The organism is Enterococcus ureilyticus, from assembly GCF_001730315.1.
GTDB classification, from domain to species: Bacteria; Bacillota; Bacilli; order Lactobacillales; family Enterococcaceae; genus Enterococcus_L; species Enterococcus_L ureilyticus.
In genome coordinates, this window is the sequence record NZ_MIKC01000038.1 from 154481 (window position 1) to 173370 (window position 18890).

At 37.0% G+C, this 18890-nt stretch carries 16 protein-coding genes; 1 reads left to right on the top strand and 15 read right to left on the bottom strand.

The annotated features are described in order from the left end of the window. Positions 1 to 56: 56 nt before the first annotated feature. The 14 genes from BCR24_RS12250 to dnaE all read right to left on the bottom strand — a co-directional run bounded on the left by BCR24_RS12250 (position 57) and on the right by dnaE (position 17281). Entirely contained in the window at positions 57 to 1118 is a 1062-nt protein-coding gene (locus tag BCR24_RS12250; protein WP_069640807.1) for a SepM family pheromone-processing serine protease, read from the bottom strand. After that, entirely contained in the window at positions 1111 to 1611 is a 501-nt protein-coding gene (gene coaD, locus BCR24_RS12255) for a pantetheine-phosphate adenylyltransferase (protein WP_069640808.1), read from the bottom strand. The genes BCR24_RS12250 and coaD overlap by 8 nt, the downstream gene beginning before the upstream one ends. After that, positions 1604 to 2167 carry a 16S rRNA (guanine(966)-N(2))-methyltransferase RsmD gene (gene rsmD, locus BCR24_RS12260; protein WP_069640809.1) on the bottom strand — a complete coding sequence of 188 codons (564 nt, stop codon included), beginning with the start codon at positions 2165 to 2167 and terminating at the stop codon, positions 1604 to 1606. Before rsmD ends, coaD begins: the two co-directional genes overlap by 8 nt. 104 nt (positions 2168 to 2271) lie before the next feature. After that, on the bottom strand, positions 2272 to 2622 hold the full coding sequence (locus tag BCR24_RS12265) for a YlbG family protein (protein ID WP_069640810.1): 351 nt from the start codon (positions 2620 to 2622) through the stop codon (positions 2272 to 2274). After that, a complete protein-coding gene (locus BCR24_RS12270; protein WP_069640811.1) occupies positions 2612 to 3043 on the bottom strand; it encodes a YlbF/YmcA family competence regulator in 432 nt (143 codons plus the stop codon). The genes BCR24_RS12265 and BCR24_RS12270 overlap by 11 nt, the downstream gene beginning before the upstream one ends. A gap of 2 nt (positions 3044 to 3045) precedes the next feature. After that, positions 3046 to 4167 carry a CAP-associated domain-containing protein gene (locus BCR24_RS12275; protein WP_069640812.1) on the bottom strand — a complete coding sequence of 374 codons (1122 nt, stop codon included), beginning with the start codon at positions 4165 to 4167 and terminating at the stop codon, positions 3046 to 3048. Between the two features lie 19 nt (positions 4168 to 4186). Next, positions 4187 to 7615, bottom strand: coding sequence for a pyruvate carboxylase (locus BCR24_RS12280; protein WP_069640813.1), 3429 nt, complete (start codon positions 7613 to 7615; stop codon positions 4187 to 4189). Positions 7616 to 7677: 62 nt separating this feature from the next. Further along, entirely contained in the window at positions 7678 to 8868 is a 1191-nt protein-coding gene (locus BCR24_RS12285; protein ID WP_069640814.1) for an FtsW/RodA/SpoVE family cell cycle protein, read from the bottom strand. Between the two features lie 3 nt (positions 8869 to 8871). Continuing rightward, on the bottom strand, positions 8872 to 9174 hold the full coding sequence (locus BCR24_RS12290; RefSeq protein WP_010772713.1) for an Fpa/YlaN family protein: 303 nt from the start codon (positions 9172 to 9174) through the stop codon (positions 8872 to 8874). Between the two features lie 214 nt (positions 9175 to 9388). Next, positions 9389 to 9544: a hypothetical protein gene (locus BCR24_RS16915; protein WP_167351682.1), complete on the bottom strand. Its 156-nt coding sequence runs from the start codon at positions 9542 to 9544 to the stop codon at positions 9389 to 9391. 206 nt (positions 9545 to 9750) lie between these two features. Then, positions 9751 to 10770, bottom strand: a complete 1020-nt coding sequence (gene adhP / locus BCR24_RS12295; RefSeq protein ID WP_069640815.1) for an alcohol dehydrogenase AdhP — start codon at positions 10768 to 10770, stop codon at positions 9751 to 9753. 188 nt (positions 10771 to 10958) lie between these two features. Beyond that, on the bottom strand, positions 10959 to 12716 hold the full coding sequence (gene pyk, locus BCR24_RS12300; protein ID WP_069640816.1) for a pyruvate kinase: 1758 nt from the start codon (positions 12714 to 12716) through the stop codon (positions 10959 to 10961). Positions 12717 to 12813: 97 nt separating this feature from the next. Then, positions 12814 to 13776 (bottom strand): 6-phosphofructokinase, encoded by a 963-nt coding sequence (gene pfkA, locus BCR24_RS12305; RefSeq protein WP_010772717.1) that lies wholly within the window; start codon positions 13774 to 13776, stop codon positions 12814 to 12816. Positions 13777 to 13948: 172 nt separating this feature from the next. Next, the gene (gene dnaE, locus BCR24_RS12310) at positions 13949 to 17281 is read right to left on the bottom strand and encodes a DNA polymerase III subunit alpha (protein WP_069640817.1); all 3333 of its coding nucleotides are present in this window, start codon (positions 17279 to 17281) and stop codon (positions 13949 to 13951) included. 109 nt (positions 17282 to 17390) lie between these two features. Here dnaE and BCR24_RS12315 point away from each other — a divergent pair, with 109 nt between their 5' ends. Next, a complete protein-coding gene (locus BCR24_RS12315) occupies positions 17391 to 17582 on the top strand; it encodes a YjzD family protein (RefSeq protein ID WP_069640818.1) in 192 nt (63 codons plus the stop codon). A gap of 97 nt (positions 17583 to 17679) precedes the next feature. Here BCR24_RS12315 and BCR24_RS12320 read toward each other — a convergent pair whose 3' ends face one another. Continuing rightward, positions 17680 to 18876: a multidrug efflux MFS transporter gene (locus tag BCR24_RS12320; RefSeq protein WP_069640819.1), complete on the bottom strand. Its 1197-nt coding sequence runs from the start codon at positions 18874 to 18876 to the stop codon at positions 17680 to 17682. Positions 18877 to 18890: the final 14 nt, after the last annotated feature.

Sequence of the window (18890 nt, forward strand, 5' to 3'; positions counted from 1 at the left end):
GTCAACATAAAAATAAGTAGTATTAGCTAGAATAGATTCTAGCTAATACTACTTATTTATTTTTCTTTTAATGTGGCTAGGTAATCTAGTGCATCTTGTACATTTTTTACAGGAACGATTTTCATTTTTGTGCCAATTTTCTCAGCAGCAGCTTTCGCCTCTTCATAGTTCGTTTTGATACCTGGTTCTGCTTTTTTCATTTCTTTAGTAATTTCATCGTCTGGAGCAAAGAAGATTTCTGTCTCGTTTTTGCTAGCAGTGACTACTTTCTTATCAATGCCACCGATCCGTCCGACAACGCCGTCAGTATTAATTGTGCCGGTTCCAGCAATTTTGTGTCCCTTACGAATTCCTTTTTGCGTTAGTTGCTCATATGTTTCCAAAGTGAACATCAGACCAGCTGAAGGACCGCCAATATCCCCAGCATCGATTTCAACCGGAATAGAAGAATTGATCTCAGTATGATCTGTCAAGCCAATGCCGATTCCAGCTTTTTTATCTGTCGACAGTTCGATCAATTTTCCTGTTGCTTCTTTAGACACACCATCTTGCGAATAGTTTACAGTAACTTCTTGCCCGATTTTCTGTTTCTTTACGTAATCGACAAACTCTTCACTGCTTTTAAATGTTTTTCCATCGATTCCTGTGACTGTATCTCCGATAGAAATTTTTCCTTTAAAACTTGAATTGTCATCAACTGCTAAAACATAAACTCCTTTAAATGCCATTTCATAAGGAACTTTAGCAAGTTTCAACGCTTGCTCGATTGCCGCATTTTTAGAAGAGTCCATATAATATTGCTGAATTCGTTCATATTCACTACTTGTACTTGATCCCATCAATTCCTCTTTACTGACCAGCTCTTGAAAATCTGAAAACTTTGCTTTTAAGGCAGAAGCCAACGTTGCTTTACGAACCCCAACGGTCGTTAAATAAAACGCACCCGGTTCTGAATCTTTTTTATTATCCACCGTCACAAACTCTTTTAAATTCTCAGTTGTACCAGGTCCTTCAATATAATAAGGAATTGGGAAAATCATAACAATAATTAATAAAATGATTGCTACAAAAGGTAGCATCGACTTGATTGATAATTTTTTTTCATGCGTATTATTCATCTAGGTTCATCTCACGATTCTTTTGATTTAGTGCTTGATTAACAGACTTAGGTAGATACTGCGAAACATCTCCACCAAATTTCAGCACTTCTTTGATTAAGCTTGAGCTCACGTGTGCATAGGGTTCATCTGCTAACAAAAAAACAGTCTCCAATTCAGGGGCTAAGTGACGGTTCATTATAGCAATATCTTTCTCATATTCATAATCTTTCACATTTCTTATCCCTCGAATTAAAAAAGCCGCGCCTAATTCGGTAGCACTTTCAACAGTGAGTTTGCTTTCTTGGACGATCACTTCAACATTTTTTAAATGTGCTACTGCTTCTTTTATCAGAATCAATTTTTCATCTAATGTAAACAGCGCTGTTTTATTTGTGTTGACAAAAACACCAACAATGACCTTATCAAACATCTTAGTACTGCGTTCAATCATATTGAGATGACCATTTGTCAAAGGATCAAAGCTTCCAGGAAAAAGAGCAATTCTAGTCATGTCTTACCTCCTGTTTGTAAATCGTTATCTGAGTAATCCCATAGGTTGTTTCTCGTGCTTTTTTCAGTATACTGATTCTTTCAGGAAGCTCAATAGATTTATCTGTCTCACATACAATGACTGCCTCTTGCTTTAGTAATCCACCAGTAATCATTCGATCAATTTGTTTTTCAATTTCTTGTTTAGCATATGGTGGGTCTAGCAAAACTAAATCAAACGTTATTTTTTCTTCTTTCAAAAAATCTATTGCCTTATTCGCATCCATCTTTTTGACCATAAATTTTTCAGGTTCCTTTGTTACTTCAATGTTTTCTTTAATGATTTTAAGCGCCGCAAAGTTTTTTTCAATACAAACCCCTAGGTCCATTCCTCTGGATACAGCTTCAATTGCAAGTCCACCACTCCCTGCATACAAATCTAAGACTGTTCCGCCCTCAAAATATGGTCCTATCATGTTAAAAATTGATTCTTTTACCTTATCAGTTGTTGGACGAGTGTTGTCACCATCTAACGCTTTTAAGCGTCGTCCGCCATATTCTCCAGAAATAACTCGCATCTTTTAACGCCCCTTCACTTGTTTCAATCTATTTTAACCATATAACAAATATACAGAAAAAAGATGAAAAATGTTTGAAGTTCGTTCACATTTTCCATCTCAATTTACACATTTTCAGCTAAACGAATTTTAGTACTTAATTCTTCTACTTCAAAACCTTCTTCTTTTTCATACTGATAGGCTTCTTTTGTACCGATCTTTTCAGCAAAGTTCATTTCTACATCTGGACGATACGAGCGTTCTACCTTACGAACAAAATGCAAGCCATTTATTTTAGCTTCTGAGCTTTCGATTGCTTCTTCATCCATATATATCACAACATATTTCATTCGACGAGAAACATAATGTATCAGTCCATAACGCTTTAATGTTTTTAATTGTTTTAGGCTGTATACCCAGACAATTAAACAACGACGTTTTTGGATGGTGAATTCTTTTTCTTCACTAACTTGCATGACAACTACCCCCACATCCCGAATGTTTTCCTTTTTCAAAGAAAGGATTTCCAGCATCTACTTTGATATCATCTGAGATTGTTTTAGCGACAGCCATACCAACTAAATCAAGAATTGTCTGAATCTCTGTTTCAGCAAATCGAAACTCAGCAACTTCTTCGCTCATATCCAATGCTCTTTTAGCTTGGCGAACTGCTCGTTGCTTTGTTCGAAAATCCGGTGCATGATTACCATAGGCTTCAATCCGTTCAAAAGAATCTTTTGCATCTAAAAAAGCCTTTTGCTTTTCTCGAACATCTTTTGACTCGTACATTGACATACGATTCTTTTTATAAGAATCCATACTCTCACTTGTTAAAATCGCTTGAACAAGCTTTTCTGTCTGATCTTCTATTTCAAATAGTTTTTCTGTCACTATCATACTTATTCACTTTCCTCTGTTTGAGATATTTCTTTTTCAGTTTCTTGCATTAAGACTAACATACTTGCTTTAGAGAATGCAACGCCAATATTTTCCTTCTCTTCATGAGAAAACCTAGAGTGGTACAAAGAATCTGAAAACCAAGAAAGTACTGTGAATGTTGGATCATAGATGGGTTCAGCATACATACCTGTAGCCTTTTTCTTGTCTAATTGTCCAACTTTCAATAATTTTTGATACTCCTCATTTGTTAGTGTAAAAATAGCCGTTGTGGCCATTTGTTCTTTGCTGAATTGCCAACTTTCTGCTCTCTCAGATGATAGAATATTTTTCTGATTTTTGTTTAAAACTTCAAAAAGTTTTTGAGCATTTTTTTGACTTTCAGTGTTCACTCGATAGGTTGGTAGGCCTTCTTTAATTCTTAATAAATTGATGATTCGAATCACTTGATTGCTTTTAACTGCATCAAATCCCATTGTTTGTTCCTCTGTAGAAAATGGGATTACTTCACCTTCAAGTAATTGATATGGCATCAAGGTCAATAAAGTTTCTTTATTTAAATAAGTCACTGCTACAAGCTTACTTGTGCCATGGTTAAAAAATAATAATGCAAAAGTTTTATTATCAAAAGCAATCAATGGACGATAGTTCATATCTTCTTCCATCAGTTCAATGTTATACTTATTTTCTTTATATGTAAATGCAAAATTTGAATAGATCGTCATTAATTCTGATACATCTGATAATTTCATCCCAATTGAAAATGGTGCCGTTTCTTTTGAGTCATTGAAGGCTTTGATCATAGAAATTTTTTCATCTTTTACAGTTATCTCTAGATAGTCAGCATCTTTTTTTCCATATATCAGTACTTCATAACCCATACCAGATTTTTGTTGCTCAATTGGTTCCCCAAAATCAGCTGTAAAATCAACAGCCTTCTTACCTATGTATTCAGCATATCCTGATGTTGGAATTTCTTCATAAGGTAAAGCAGTATGGGAGACAGCATGTCTCCCACCCTCTACTTCTTGCCGTGTTTTTTCAGCAGGGAAAAAGACCGGTTGTAAATAACCAACTAGTAAGACTACTAAGAAAACACCTAGAAAAGCTAATACTCGCTTCATCTTCTTCCCCACTTTTCGTTTAATTTTCTTTAACTTCGATCAAGAGATCGCCTGACCGAATTGGCTCCTCTTCAAAAACATAAATATGTTCAACGATTCCATCAAAGCGCGCCTCAATCGTTGTTTCCATCTTCATTGCTTCTGTTACTAATAATGCATCCCCTTTTTTAACTTTATCTCCTTTATTCACTAACACTTGGAGAACAGAGCCCGACATTGTTGCACCAATTTGCTCTTTGTTTGTTGGTTCTGCTTTACGTTTAGCTTGAACAGATGATTTGATAGAAGTATCTTTGATAACAATTTCTCGACGTTGCCCATTTAAATTAAAGAACAATACTCTGTTCCCTTCAATATCAGGATCACCAACTTCATCTAAACGAATAATCAAAGTCTTTCCTTTTTCAATTTGGACTTCAACCGACTCGCCTTGACGAATCCCTTGGAAGAATGTTGGGGTATCTAATAATGTAACATCCCCAAAATTTTGATAAGATTGGCGGTAATCTAGAAAGACTTGTGGATACATCAAGTAGCTTAGTATTTCTTCAAGTTTCGGCTCATAGCCGATTTTTTCAGCTAATTCTACTTTTACTTTATCAAATTTTACTGGCGCTGCCAAACTTCCAGGTCTTTCGGTAAATGCTGGACGTCCTTTCAAGATGATTCTTTGCAAGTCTTTTGGAAATCCGCCAACTGGTTGACCCAAATCACCTTGGAAAAATGTCACAACAGATTCAGGGAAACTTAATTCGTCTCCCTTCTCATAGATGTCTGCTTCAGTTAAATTATTTTGGACCATAAAGAGTGCCATATCTCCAACGACTTTTGAAGAAGGCGTTACTTTTACGATATCTCCAAACATCAAGTTTACTGTATGATACATTTTTTTGATGTCATCCCATTGGTGTCCTAAACCTACAGCTTTCGCTTGTTGTTGTAAGTTGGAATACTGACCACCTGGCATTTCATGCATGTAGACTTCTGTCTGAGGTGCGTTCAATCCATTTTCAAATGGTTGGTAATACATACGAACATCTTCCCAATAATGATTGATTTTTTGCGTATTATCAATATTAACATCCGGTGTACGATCACCATTAACTAGTGCATAATACAAACTACTCATACTAGGTTGGCTTGTCGCACCACTCATTGCACTGGTTGCTACGTCTACGATATCAACCCCCGCTTTTGTAGCAGCAGAGTAAGTAATGATGCCATTTCCGCTAGTATCATGTGTATGCAGATGAATCGGTAAATCAATTGTATCTTTTAATTCACTGATCAATCGATAGGCTGCTTGGGGTTTTAATAACCCTGCCATATCTTTGATTGCAATGATATGCGCACCCATTTTTTCAAGCTCTTTGGCCATATTTTTATAGTATTCGACATTGTATTTTGCTCTTGAAGGATCATTGATATCTGCTGTGTAACAAATCGCGGCCTCTGCAATTTTCCCAGTATCTCGAACTTTTTGAATACTCTTTTCCATCTGTGGTAACCAGTTCAAGCTATCGAAAATACGGAAAACATCAATTCCTTGTCTTGCTGATTCTTTGATGAATTCCTCAATGACATTATCCGGATAATTTTGGTACCCAACAGCATTTGAGCCTCTAAATAACATCTGTAGTAAAGTATTTGGCATCAATTTACGAATTTTGCGAAGTCTTTGCCATGGATCTTCATTTAAGAAGCGATAGGCAACATCAAACGTTGCGCCACCCCACATTTCACTAGAGAATAACTCAGGTAATCCTTCGCCTGTTAAACGAGCGATTTCTTTGAAATCTTGTGTTCTGACACGAGTTGCTAATAAACTCTGATGGGCATCACGGAAAGTCGTGTCAGTCAGTAGAACATTTTCTTGTTTTTTGACCCAATCAACTACGCCGTGAGCTCCGTCTTTATCTAGAATATTTTTTGCCGTCACATACTCACTACGTAATTCTAAATCGGTTGGAATACGTGGTGCATCAAAATATTTTTTCGTTGATTTTTCAATACCTGGAAACCCATTAACGGTTACTTCCCCAATATATTTCATGGTTTTGTTGCCGCGGTCTCTTAATTTTGGAAATTCAAATAATTGCGGTGTATTGTCAATAAACGTTGTTTTCGCTTCACCTGATTGAAATTCAGGATGACCGATTACTTTGTGTAGAAATGGAATATTGGTTTTTACTCCACGTATTCTAAATTCTCTCAAGCTACGTTCCATTTTTTGGATTGCTTTTTCGAAAGTAAAGCCATGCGTACAAACTTTTACTAATAGCGAATCAAAATAAGGAGTGACAACAGCCCCAGAGTACGCATTCCCTACATCAAGACGTACACCAAAACCACCTGGTGAACGATAAGTATCAATTTTTCCTGTATCTGGCATAAAATTGTTCAAAGGATCTTCAGTGGTGATCCGACACTGAATCGCAGCACCGTTCAATGCAATATTCTCCTGTTGTGGGATCTTCATATCTTTATGTAGATCAAGACCTTGAGCAATTTGTAATTGTGATACGACAATATCGATATCTGTGATCATTTCAGTAATGGTATGTTCTACTTGAACACGTGGATTCACTTCAATAAAGTAGAAGTTTTCTCCTTCAACTAAAAATTCAACTGTTCCCGCATTAATGTATTTAACATGTTTCATTAATTGAACTGCAGCCTCACAAATTTCTTTACGTTTTCCATCATTCATTGATACACAAGGTGCTACTTCGACTACTTTTTGGTGACGGCGTTGAACAGAGCAATCTCTTTCGAATAAATGAATAACATTTCCATGTGTATCTCCTAATACTTGTACTTCAATATGTTTCGGATTAGAAATATATTTTTCGACATAAACTTCATCAGAACCAAAGGCCGCTTTTGCCTCACTTTTTGCGCGGTCATACCCTTCTTTCGCTTCTTTTTCATCATGGGCTACTCGCATTCCGCGACCACCGCCGCCAAGAGCTGCTTTGATCATGATTGGAAAACCATGTGTCCGGCCAAATTCTAAAACGCCTTCGACAGAGTCGACCGGACCATCAGAACCCGGTATTGAAGCAATACCTGCAGCAACAGCAGCTTCTTTAGCTTTGATCTTGTCTCCAAAAATATCCAAATGGTGTAGCGAAGGTCCCACAAAAATAAGTCCTTCTTCTTCACATAGACGGGCAAATTCTAAATTTTCTGAAAGAAACCCATAGCCAGGATGAATGGCATCAGCACCAGATTTTTTAGCGATTCGAATAATATCCTCCATATCAAGGTAAGCTTCGATCGGCTTTTTCCCTTTACCAACTAAATAGGCTTCATCTGCTTTAAAACGATGAACCGAATACTCATCTTCTGCTGCATAGATTGCCACTGTCCCGATGTGCATCTCTGTACAGGCTCTAAAAATTCGAATTGCAATTTCTCCACGATTTGCTACTAAAACTTTTTTCATTTTTTCACTCCTACCTGTTTATTAAAATTCTGTTTGATCGATTGTTCCCCTTCATTTATCGATTAATTACCAAGTACTTGGTATTCTTGGTCCATTTTTTGTTTCTTCTCATCTGCGCTGATATTCAATACAAATGCTACAGAGATTGAAATAATCAAAACACTATTTCCTCCTTGACTTAGAAATGGAAACGTTACGCCAGTCAAAGGAATGACCCCAGTAATTCCACCCAAATTGATAAACACTTGTAATAACAACATTGAACCAATTCCAATACACATTAATGAGTTGAATGGTTTCTTCGAGCGTACCCCGACTAAGATGATCCTAGCAATCATAAACATTAAAATCGCCAATATGATCAATGATACTAATAACCCTAATTCTTCAATGGTAATCGCAAAAATAAAATCTGAATGGGCTTCGGGTAAAAAACCTTTTTTCTGAATACTATTACCCAATCCTTTTCCAAACCAGCCACCATTGTTGATTGCGTAGTAAGAATTTGCTAATTGGTGCCCAGCATTTCGCTCATCTTTAAATGGGTTCAAAAAAATAGCAAAACGTTGATAAACATATTGATATCTTTCTGGGATGAAGCTGCCACCCGTTAAAAGTAACGCTTGGATAACTGCTATACTTCCTAAAATCCCAGCACCACCAACTAAATAGGTATACATATAATTAACGCCACTAGCAAGTACCATGATAATCACTAATAAAGTCAAAATTGCTGCATTCCCCAAGTCGGGCTGAATTGCTACAAGAAAAATTAAAAAACCAACCAAAAGCATTGGTCTAAATACAGCTTTCTTAAATTCTTTATCAATATATTTCTGTCTTCGTCCTAAAATATACGCCAAATACCAAATTACCATGATCTTTAGGTATTCCGCTGGCTGCATTGAAAAAGAACCGATTTGGATCCAGCCCTTTGCACCATTGATCTCTGCTCCTAATTTTGTGAATCTAACAGCTAAAAGTAGCACGGAAATGACAACGATCGCAAACATAATAAATCCTTTGATTTGAAACACGGATGTTTTCATCTTATAGATGAAAAACATTGCTACTAAACTCAAAAGCCAAAATTGTAGCTGTGTGATGACCATGCCTGTTGGCGGTTCACCTTTTGATACGAGCAAAGAAGAGGTTGAGCTGTACACCATGATCAAACCCACCGCACTAAGGACTAAGTAGGGGATCAAAATACTATAGTCTAACAAATGCCTCTTTTTTATCTTGTTCGGCAAAGTTTAAACCTCCTTGCCAATCTCTTTTTTTTCTTGAGTTTCCTCATAAACGTCACTATATAATTGATTGAGTTCTTTTTCTAGATCGCTTAACAATTGATGTCCTTGTTTTGAACTTAAAATGCCTAGACGAATAGCATAAGTCACTTGGCGAGAAAAACCATACATTTGTGTATCTACGACTTCCTCAAAAGCCTTACACTGGGAAATACATAGGCTATTTTTTTGATTGCGGATCAACATCATGATCCGTTGTGCATCATCGTTTAACAGCTGAACGGCAAAATCTTTTGAAATGGATTCCATTTGCACTAAACCTCCCATCTTAATTATGTAATTATAGCATAATTTGTCCAGTTATTAACAGAAATTTTCTGAAAATCTATTGTTTAAAATTTTTTTTAATTTTCAATAAACAGGAATGAATAAAAATCTCATTATTATAGCTCTAATCTCAAAAAAATATTCTTCTGGTTCCAGAGGCATGCCTTGTAAATTATAATCAAAGATCAATTGTTCTTTAACTTAAGCCATAGACAATCACGTAATAAATCACATAAACCCAACTTAGGACTCCATGAAATACTGCCCAAAGAATACTATGCCAATTCACATACGAAATGACTAATGCTAATGCACACCCAAATGAAATTCCTGCTTTTGCACTTTCTTTCATCACGTTTCCTCCTAAATAAATCTAAATCACGCTACGATTGTTGCTATTTTAATATTAATAGTAACAGAATCCATTTTAAGAAGCTATCAAAGCACTTATTCAAAATTCTAAAAATATTTATTATAAAAAAAGACCCTTAAAAAGTTAGATTCACGCTTCCTTTTAAGGGTCTGTTCTATTTAATTTATTTTCACTTCATACTAACTTTATTTTTTTAGATCGACAACCATTCTGCCTTTGATTTTTCCTTGTTCCATTTCTTCAAAAATATCATTGACTTCATGTAAACAGCGTGTTTCTACGACAGGTACTACTTTTCCTTCTGCTCCAAATTGGAATGCTTCTTCTAAATCTTTACGTGTTCCAACTAAGGAACCAACGATTTGAATGCCATCTAAAACAGTCTTTACAATTGCTAAATCCATCGTTTCTGGCGGCAGACCAACTGCAACCACTTTTCCAGCAGCTCTCACTGAATCAACGGCTTGATTAAAGGCAACTTTTGACACTGCTGTAACGACTGCTGCATGTGCACCACCTACTTTTTCTTGAATCCAAGCGCCTGCATCACCATCAGTTAACGGGTTACAAACTAAATCAGCTCCTAATTCCTTAGCAAACGCTAACTTATCATCATTGATATCAACTGCAATTACTTTCGCATTAAAAACATTTTTAGCATATTGAATCGCTAGATTACCTAATCCGCCGATACCGTAGATAGCAACCCATTGCCCAGGTTTTACTTCTGAAACCTTGATTGCTTTATAACAAGTAACACCGGCACATGAGATACTGCTTGCTTGCGCTGGGTCTAATCCCTTTGGCACTTTAACAGCATAATCCGCTTTGACAATACATTGTTCAGCCATCGCACCATCTACTGAAAAGCCAGCATTTTTCACTTGACGGCAGAACGTTTCACGACCAGTAATACAATACTCACATGTTCCACAGCCCTCAAAAAACCAAGCAATGCTAACACGATCTCCTACTTTTAAACTCTCAACACCTGGAGCGATTTCTTTAACAATTCCGATGCCTTCATGACCAATCACACGCCCAGGAACTTCACCAAAATCGCCATGAGCAACATGTAAATCTGTATGACAAACACCACAGTATTCAACATCTACTAAAGCTTCACCAGCCTCAAGTGGTCTAATATCTACATCCTTAATTTCTACTTTTCCGTTATTTTCATTTGTTACAACAGCTGCTTTCATTCTATCACTCCTGTATTCAATATAATTTGGTAACATTTACATTCTACCATGTACGAAATCGTTTTGATAGCCCTTTCAGATAAATCGTTCTTAAATAAAGAAATTTTGTTCACATTCTATAAAAAAGAGTAGAAATGAATCACTTTGCATGATTCATTTCTACTCTCTTAACTGTATAATTAGTTGTTTTAGATTGCTGTTGTGGCACCACGATAAACAATGCCGCGACGAGGATCAACAGTAATTAGCTCATCATTGGTAATCAAGTTTGTTGCATCAGCTGCACCAACAATTACTGGAATATCTTTGGCAATTGCAACGACTGCTGCATGTGAAGTCAACCCGCCTTCTTCAACGACCAAAGCAATTGCTTTATCGATTGCAGGCATATAATCTTTATCCGTTGTTTTAACAACTAAGATAGAACCTTCCGTTGCGTTGGCAACTGCTTCTTCAGCTGTATTCGCTACAACTGCTTTAGCAATTACTGAAGCTTCACCAATCCCTTGACCTTGAACTAATTTTGAACCGATCATTTGGATCTTCATTAGGTTCGTTGTTCCTTTTTCGCCGACTGGTACACCTGCTGTAATGATGATCAAATCACCTTCACTTGCAAACCCTTCTTCTTGAGAAGTGTGTGTTGCTAAATTGAACATTTCATCTGTGCTTGATGGTTTCTCAGCAACTGTTGCATAAACACCCCAAGATAATGATAAGCTACGCGCTTTTTGTTCGGTGAACGTAATAGCAACGATGTGTGATTTTGGACGATATTTAGAAATCATACGTGCAGTGTGTCCAGATTCAGTTGCTGCAACAATAGTTTGGATACCCAAGTTACGAGCAGTGTGCCCAACTGATTGACCAATTGCTTCGGCCATATCTGTTTTGCTGTATAATTTCAATGCAAATGAATCTTGGTTGATCAATGCTTCTTCAGTACGAACAGCAATGCGAGCCATTGTTTGAACCGCTTCTAATGGGTAATCTCCAGCAGCTGTTTCACCAGAAAGCATTACTGCATCTGTTCCGTCATAGATTGCATTGGCAACGTCATTTGCTTCCGCACGTGTTGGACGTGGGTTGCGTTGCATAGAATCTAGCATTTGAGTTGCAGTGATTACTGGTTTTCCTAAAGCGTTACATTTTTTGATCAATTCTTTTTGAACAACAGGAACATCTTCAGTTGGAATTTCAACACCCATGTCGCCACGAGCAACCATCAAACCATCAGAAACTTTTAGGATCTCGTCAATATTGTCGATTCCTTCTTGGTTTTCAATTTTAGGAATGATTTGGATATGTGTTGCGTTTTCTTCTTCTAAAATTCTAGTAATTTCTAAAACGTCAGTTGCACGACGAACGAAACTTGCAGCGATGAAATCGACACCTTGTTCAATCCCAAAACGGATATCAGCAGCATCTTTATCAGTGATACCAGGAAGATTGACAGAGACACCTGGAACGTTTACGCCTTTTTTATTTTTTAATACGCCTTCGTTTTTCACTTCAGTAACGATTTCGTTAGCCTTGCGGTCAATATCTGTTACTTCTAAATCAATCAAGCCATCATCTAAAAGAATATGAGAACCAACGTTTACATCGTTAATTAATTCTGGGTAAGTAATTGAAAATTTTTCGTTTGTTCCTAAAACTTCTGTCATAGAAAGACGTACTGAATCACCCGTTCTTAAAGTAATTGCGCCATTTTCCATCTCATTAGTTCGGATTTCAGGACCTTTCGTATCAAGCAAGATCGCTACACGTTTACCTGTAATTTTTGCAGCTTCGCGAATATTCTTGATGCGGTTGCCATGTTCTTCAAAATCACCATGTGAGAAGTTCAAACGGCAAACATTCATTCCTGCATTCATTAAGTTTACTAGCATATCTACCGTTTCGCTAGCTGGTCCGATCGTACATACGATTTTCGTTTTTTTCATTACCAAACGCTCCTATTCCATTTTTGTTTATACGTCATGAAGATTATCTATTTTCCTCAAGGGCTTCTTTAAATAACACTCAATTTCAAGTGTATTCTTAAAAAGAAATCTCTTGATTTAAATCATAAAGTGATAAATCTGGTTTGTGTTTGTGGTTTTCTAATGTATCAACGATATCAGCTGAAACGACTTGATTGTCAAGCATCCCAATACATTGTCCACCTTTTCCAGCTTTTAATAATTCGACAGCATAAGAACCAAATTTACTTGCCAATACACGGTCACGGGCACTTGGTGAGCCACCGCGGACAACATGTCCTAAGATAGAAACACGTGTATGGAAGTCGCCATGTTCAGAAAGTTTATCGGCAAACTCGTTTCCACCCATAACACCTTCGGCTAAAATAATCAAACAATGTTTTTTACCGCGATCACGGCCTTCTCTAATTCGTTGTGCTACATTGACCATATCAAAATCATGCTCTGGAATGATGATTTCATCCGCACCACCTGCTACACCAGACCAAAGAGCAATATCGCCTGCTCCACGTCCCATTACTTCAATAACGAATGTACGTACATGTGAAGTAGCAGTATCACGAATACGGTCAATTGATTCTAATACGGTATTGATCGCTGTATCAAAACCGATAGTAAAATCAGTCCCTGGGATATCATTATCGATTGTTCCTGGAATACCTACGGCTGGAAATCCACGTTTAGTAAGTGCCATTGCGCCATGGTAAGAACCATCACCGCCAATAACAACTAAGCCTTCGATACCAAATTTTTTCAATTGTTCGATTCCTTTTAATTGTCCTTCTTCTGTTGCGAATTCTGGATAACGGGCAGAGTATAAGAAAGTTCCTCCACGTTGAATTTTGTCGCCAACATCTGCAATGTCTAAACGGCGGATATCGCCTGCTACTAGACCTGCAAAACCGTAGTTAATGCCGTACACTTCGATTCCGTCAAAAATCCCTTTACGTACCACTGCACGAATAGCAGCGTTCATTCCTGGGGCGTCTCCCCCACTGGTTAAAATACCGATACGTTTCATTCGTTCTTTCACCTCATAATAATATACTTTTAAGCTGCAACAAGATTTGCTACAGTTATTCATTACTCAAAAATATTACGTCACTCATTTTACCATTAATAGTGCAAAATGTCTTGATTTAAGAAGAAATAATTGAAAAAAGATGAAAACAATTAGTAGTTTTTACCGTAAATCATTTGAAAACAACATTTTGACTACCCAATATTGCCTCTAATTGTTCTTTTACATCTATTGTTTCACTTAACCAGTTCTCTTCACCTAAGACTAATTTCTTGTTGCTTTTTTCAAAGTAAATGATTACTGGCGTATTTCCTTTATGCTTTTGCAGCACTTCATGAATACTGTGTAAAACTTCTTTTTGGTCTCTTTCTTCTGAAATTTTTAAGTAACACGTTGTTGCACTAATACTAGTTTCAATGTCACTCGCTTTTTCTATTTGATTGACTAGTAATTGCAACTCTTGATTATAGTTACTTTTTTCTACTTTACCTTCGACGAAATAAACCTGATTTTTTTCAACAGTTTGACGAAGTGTTCTGAAAACTGCTGGAAAAAGTGTCAAAGATAACGAACCTGTTAGGTCATCCCCTTCTACGAAGGCCATTTGTTCTCCTTTTTTGGTACGAATCACTCGGACATCTTTCACATAAATTAATAAACGCGCCGTTTGATTTTCAACCACATCGCTGACTAACATTACTTGTTTAGCTAAACGAGTTTTCTTAAACTCTTCAGTCGGATGCCCAGATAAATAGACACCTAAATATTGCTCTTCCTGTTCTAATTTCTCTTCTAACGAATAATCAGCTACCTCTACTTCTTTTAGTTTCAAAGTATCTTCTAAAAGGTTCATACTACCACCACTGTAAATAATGTTTTGAATCTCACTATCTAAGCCGACTACTAATTGCCGGCGATTCGCTTGTAATTCATCGAAAGCACCGATGGCGATCAGTGGCTGAATATTTTCTGCTTTTAACCATTTGCGGTCAATACGCAATAAAAATTGATTGAACGTTTTAAACGGACCATGTTCTCTACGTTCATCTAAAATATTCTGGATAAAATCTCTACGTATTCCTTTCAACGAGCTAAAGCCAAACATGATTTGATCATCATTATTTAGGTAAAAACTATACTGACTAGAATTGATCGCAGGTTGCATGATTACCATCTTATTTTTGCGAGCTTCACCGATGTATTCCTTGATTTTAGTAGGATTATGTCGAACAGAATGGAGTATAGCAGCATAAAAAGCTCCTGGGAAATGAACTTTTAGATAGGCCATTTGGAATCCAATAAAAGAATAGGCAAATGCATGAGAACGATTAAAACCATAATTCGCAAAGCGTTCGATATAATCGTAGATCGTGGTTGCGACTTCCTCACTATGCCCTTGTTTCATTGCTCCCTCAACAAAGTGTTTACGTTCTTCATCTAGCACATCTTTTTTCTTTTTACTGACGGCTCGTCTTAAAATATCTGCTTGCCCTAGGCTAAAGCCTGCCATCGTTGAAGCAACTTGAATGATTTGTTCCTGATAGACAATAACGCCGTAGGTATTGTTTAAAATTGGTTCTAAAACAGCATCTGGATACTCAATTGGTTCTTGTCCTTTTTTTCTACGAATAAACAAATCAATATTTTGCATAGGTCCCGGTCGATACAATGCATTGACTGCTGCGATATCTTCAATACTAGTTGGACCTAATTTTCTTAAAACATTTCTGATGCCCGCCGATTCAAACTGGAAAACACCGCTTGTTTCACCTCTTCTAAATAAAGCCAATGTTTGTTCATCATCTAGTGGAATTTGGTTTAAAATCACTTCTTTTTTATAGACTCGTTTAACCGATTTGATCGTATCATCAATAATTGATAAATTTCTCAAACCTAGAAAATCCATCTTCAACAAACCGATTTTTTCCACATCATTCATCGTAAATTGCGTAAGAAAAATATCATTTGATCCAGGTTGCAACGGAACAATATCAATCAAATCAAGATCACTAATCACCACACCTGCTGCATGTGTCGATACGTGACGTGGCAATCCTTCTAGGCGAACTGCTGTATCATATAATAAACGGTTAGTATCAGAAGAGTTTACTAATTCAACGAGTTTTTTCGAATCGTTATAAGCCGTTTCCAGTGTCATTTTCAGAGCACTTGGTACCGAATTTGACCATCGATTGGATTCACTTTGTGATAATCCAAAGACTCTTGCCACGTCTCTTAGAACCATTTTAGCTGCCATCGTTCCAAATGTCGCAATTTGAGCCATATGATAATGACCATATTTCTCTCGAACATACTGCAATACTTCTTCTCGGCGATTATCAGGAATATCTAAATCGATATCAGGCATCGAATGTCTTTCGGGATTTAAAAAACGTTCGAAAAGCAAATCATACTTAATTGGATCGACATCAGTGATTGACAAGACATAAGAAACTAATGAACCTGCAGCAGAACCACGACCAGCGCCTGTCACGATTTTTCGATCATGAGCAAATGCCATCACATCCCAAACAATCAAAAAATAATCGTCAAAGCCCATCGTATGGATAATCGTGAGTTCCTTTTCCAGTCGTTGCTCATACTCAATTGAAGCATCAGGTATTCGCTCAGGTAATTTCTGCAGACACAGTTCTTTTAAGAATACACCTGCTTGCTTCCCATCTGGAATGGGAAAATGCGGCAACAGACGCTGATGTAAGGGGATTTCTACAGTACAAGCAGCAGCCATATTTTCTGCATTTGAAATAGCTTGTTGGCTGACCCTTACTGTTAGTTGATCGACAGCATCATTTTGACTTCTTAGATAAAAAGGGCCTTCGATTTCCGTTTCTTCAGCATTCAAAGTCATCTGCTGGCCTTCATCGATATGTCTTAGCACTTTCAACGCAAAACCATCTTGTCGATTTAAATAACGTGTTTCTTGTAATGCAATCAATGGTTGGTTTTGGCTTTCATAAAATTGAAAAAGTAATGGATCTGTTTCTTGATTACAGGTAAAAGAAGCACTGGCAAAAAAGGAAGCTGGATCAAAATAATCGGTTAAGCGGTTTAAGCTCTCTGACGCTTCCTCCACACTTCTTTTCAAGGCAAAAGTAACTTCTCCTTTGTCAGAAGGCATTACAGCGAACAAATGACTCAAGTAGTTTTTCACTTCATCTAGATAGAAAATTTTTTCACTATTCATCTTAGCCGTTGAAATTCGCATCAAGTTTTGGTACCCTTCTAAATCTTTTGCATACAACAATAGTTGAGCAGATTGTTCAGACTTGTGAGGTGTATATTCTACTGTTAAGCCAATAATCGGTTTGAGCCCTTCCTTCATACAGGTTTCAAAAAACTCGATTGCGCCATGAAGTACGTTGATATCCGTGATTCCAACGGTTTGGTAGCCCAGCTTTTTAGCTTGCTGAACAAATTGTTGAATTCGTATTGTACTGGAAAGTAACGAGTAGGAAGTGATTGTATATAATTGTGGAAAAGACATAGGACATCTCCTTACTTACATAATGGTTTTAAATCAAAAAATGTAACTTTCAATTCCTTTACATTTAGAAAAATTGTGCTAAACTATAGCTAGAAAAGAGGTGCAATCCATGCGTTACATTCTTGTATTGTTGTGGTCTTTTTTACTTGGACAAGTCGTTGGCTATATCGGTGGTGCCTTAAATGGCGGAACTTATGATTTTATGCTGACAACCGTTATATCATTGATTACCGGCGTGATTATCTTATTGATTGGTCAATTTGCATTACCAAAAAAAGAAACCACTAAAAGTGTTCAATAACTAAAAGTAGTATTTAGCTTTTAACCTTAAAAAGCATGCTTATAAAAAAACCAGTTACTACAAACATTGTAACTGGTTTTTTTATGTTTTCAACCGTTTAAAGTCTTTTATTTAAAATTTTGCGGAAATTAAACAACGATAAACAGATATTTCCTAGTACAAAACAAGCTGTCACAATAAATACAGCACTATAGCCCATTCCGTGTGCGACAGTTGAGCCAATCATAGGACCTAAAACTTGTCCGAAATTGCTAAACATCTGATTATAACTGTATATTCGGCTGACGCCTTCGGTTGGCGTGATCTTACTGATCAATGTATTAATCGAAGGCATTAAAGCACCCGTTGAAAAACCTAGGAAGAAACGTAATAGTCCTAATTGAAACGGTGTTTTAACAAAAGCCATCGGGATATAACAAATCATTGATAAAATCAATCCCGCTAGTAACACTTTATGATTGCCAATTCGATCTCCAAGTTTTCCTAGTATCGGAGAAGAGATCACTGCTGAAACCCCTGCAACAGAAACAATCAACCCACTAATAAATAATATATTTCCCGTATCTTGACTCAATGAGCGGATATACAACGTTAGAATTGGACTAATACTTGTCACACCAATTTGTAAAATCAACGTGGTTACAAATAAACCAATGAGAATTGAGACATGTTCCATTTTTGAAAAAATCTCTTTGGTACTTAATAAGTCTTTTTTCTCAACAGGCTGAAAATCTTCTTTCACCATAAAAATGGTCAATAATGTTGTGATCAGCAAGACGATTCCCGTAATAATGAAAACATTCTCCATGCCAAACCATTGAGCTAAGGCACCGCCGATCGAAGGTCCAATCAAATTTCCTGCAATAGCCCCTGTTGATAACGTACCTAATGCCCAACCACTTTTTTCCTTAGGTGCTTGTGAGGCGATCATTGCTGTTGCATTCGGAATATATCCTGAAAGAATCCCATTAAAAAAACGCATGATTAACAACCAGTATACATTAGGCACAAAAGCCAATGAACCCATCGTGATCGTCATTCCGGCAGCAGCCCGGATCATCATGACTTTGCGTCCTTTTCTATCTGCTAAATTCCCCCAGATTGGTGCTACGATCGCCGCTGCAAATGCAGTAACCGCGATTGCAAGACCTGAAAACAGCTCAACTTGACTTTTTGGCGTTCCTAATTGTTCAACATAAACAGGAATAAACGGCATCACCAAGCTAATACTGGCTCCTGTGAAGAAACAACCTAACCAAGCAACCATCAAATTCTTTTTCCAATCAATTTTCATTTTCACGCACACCT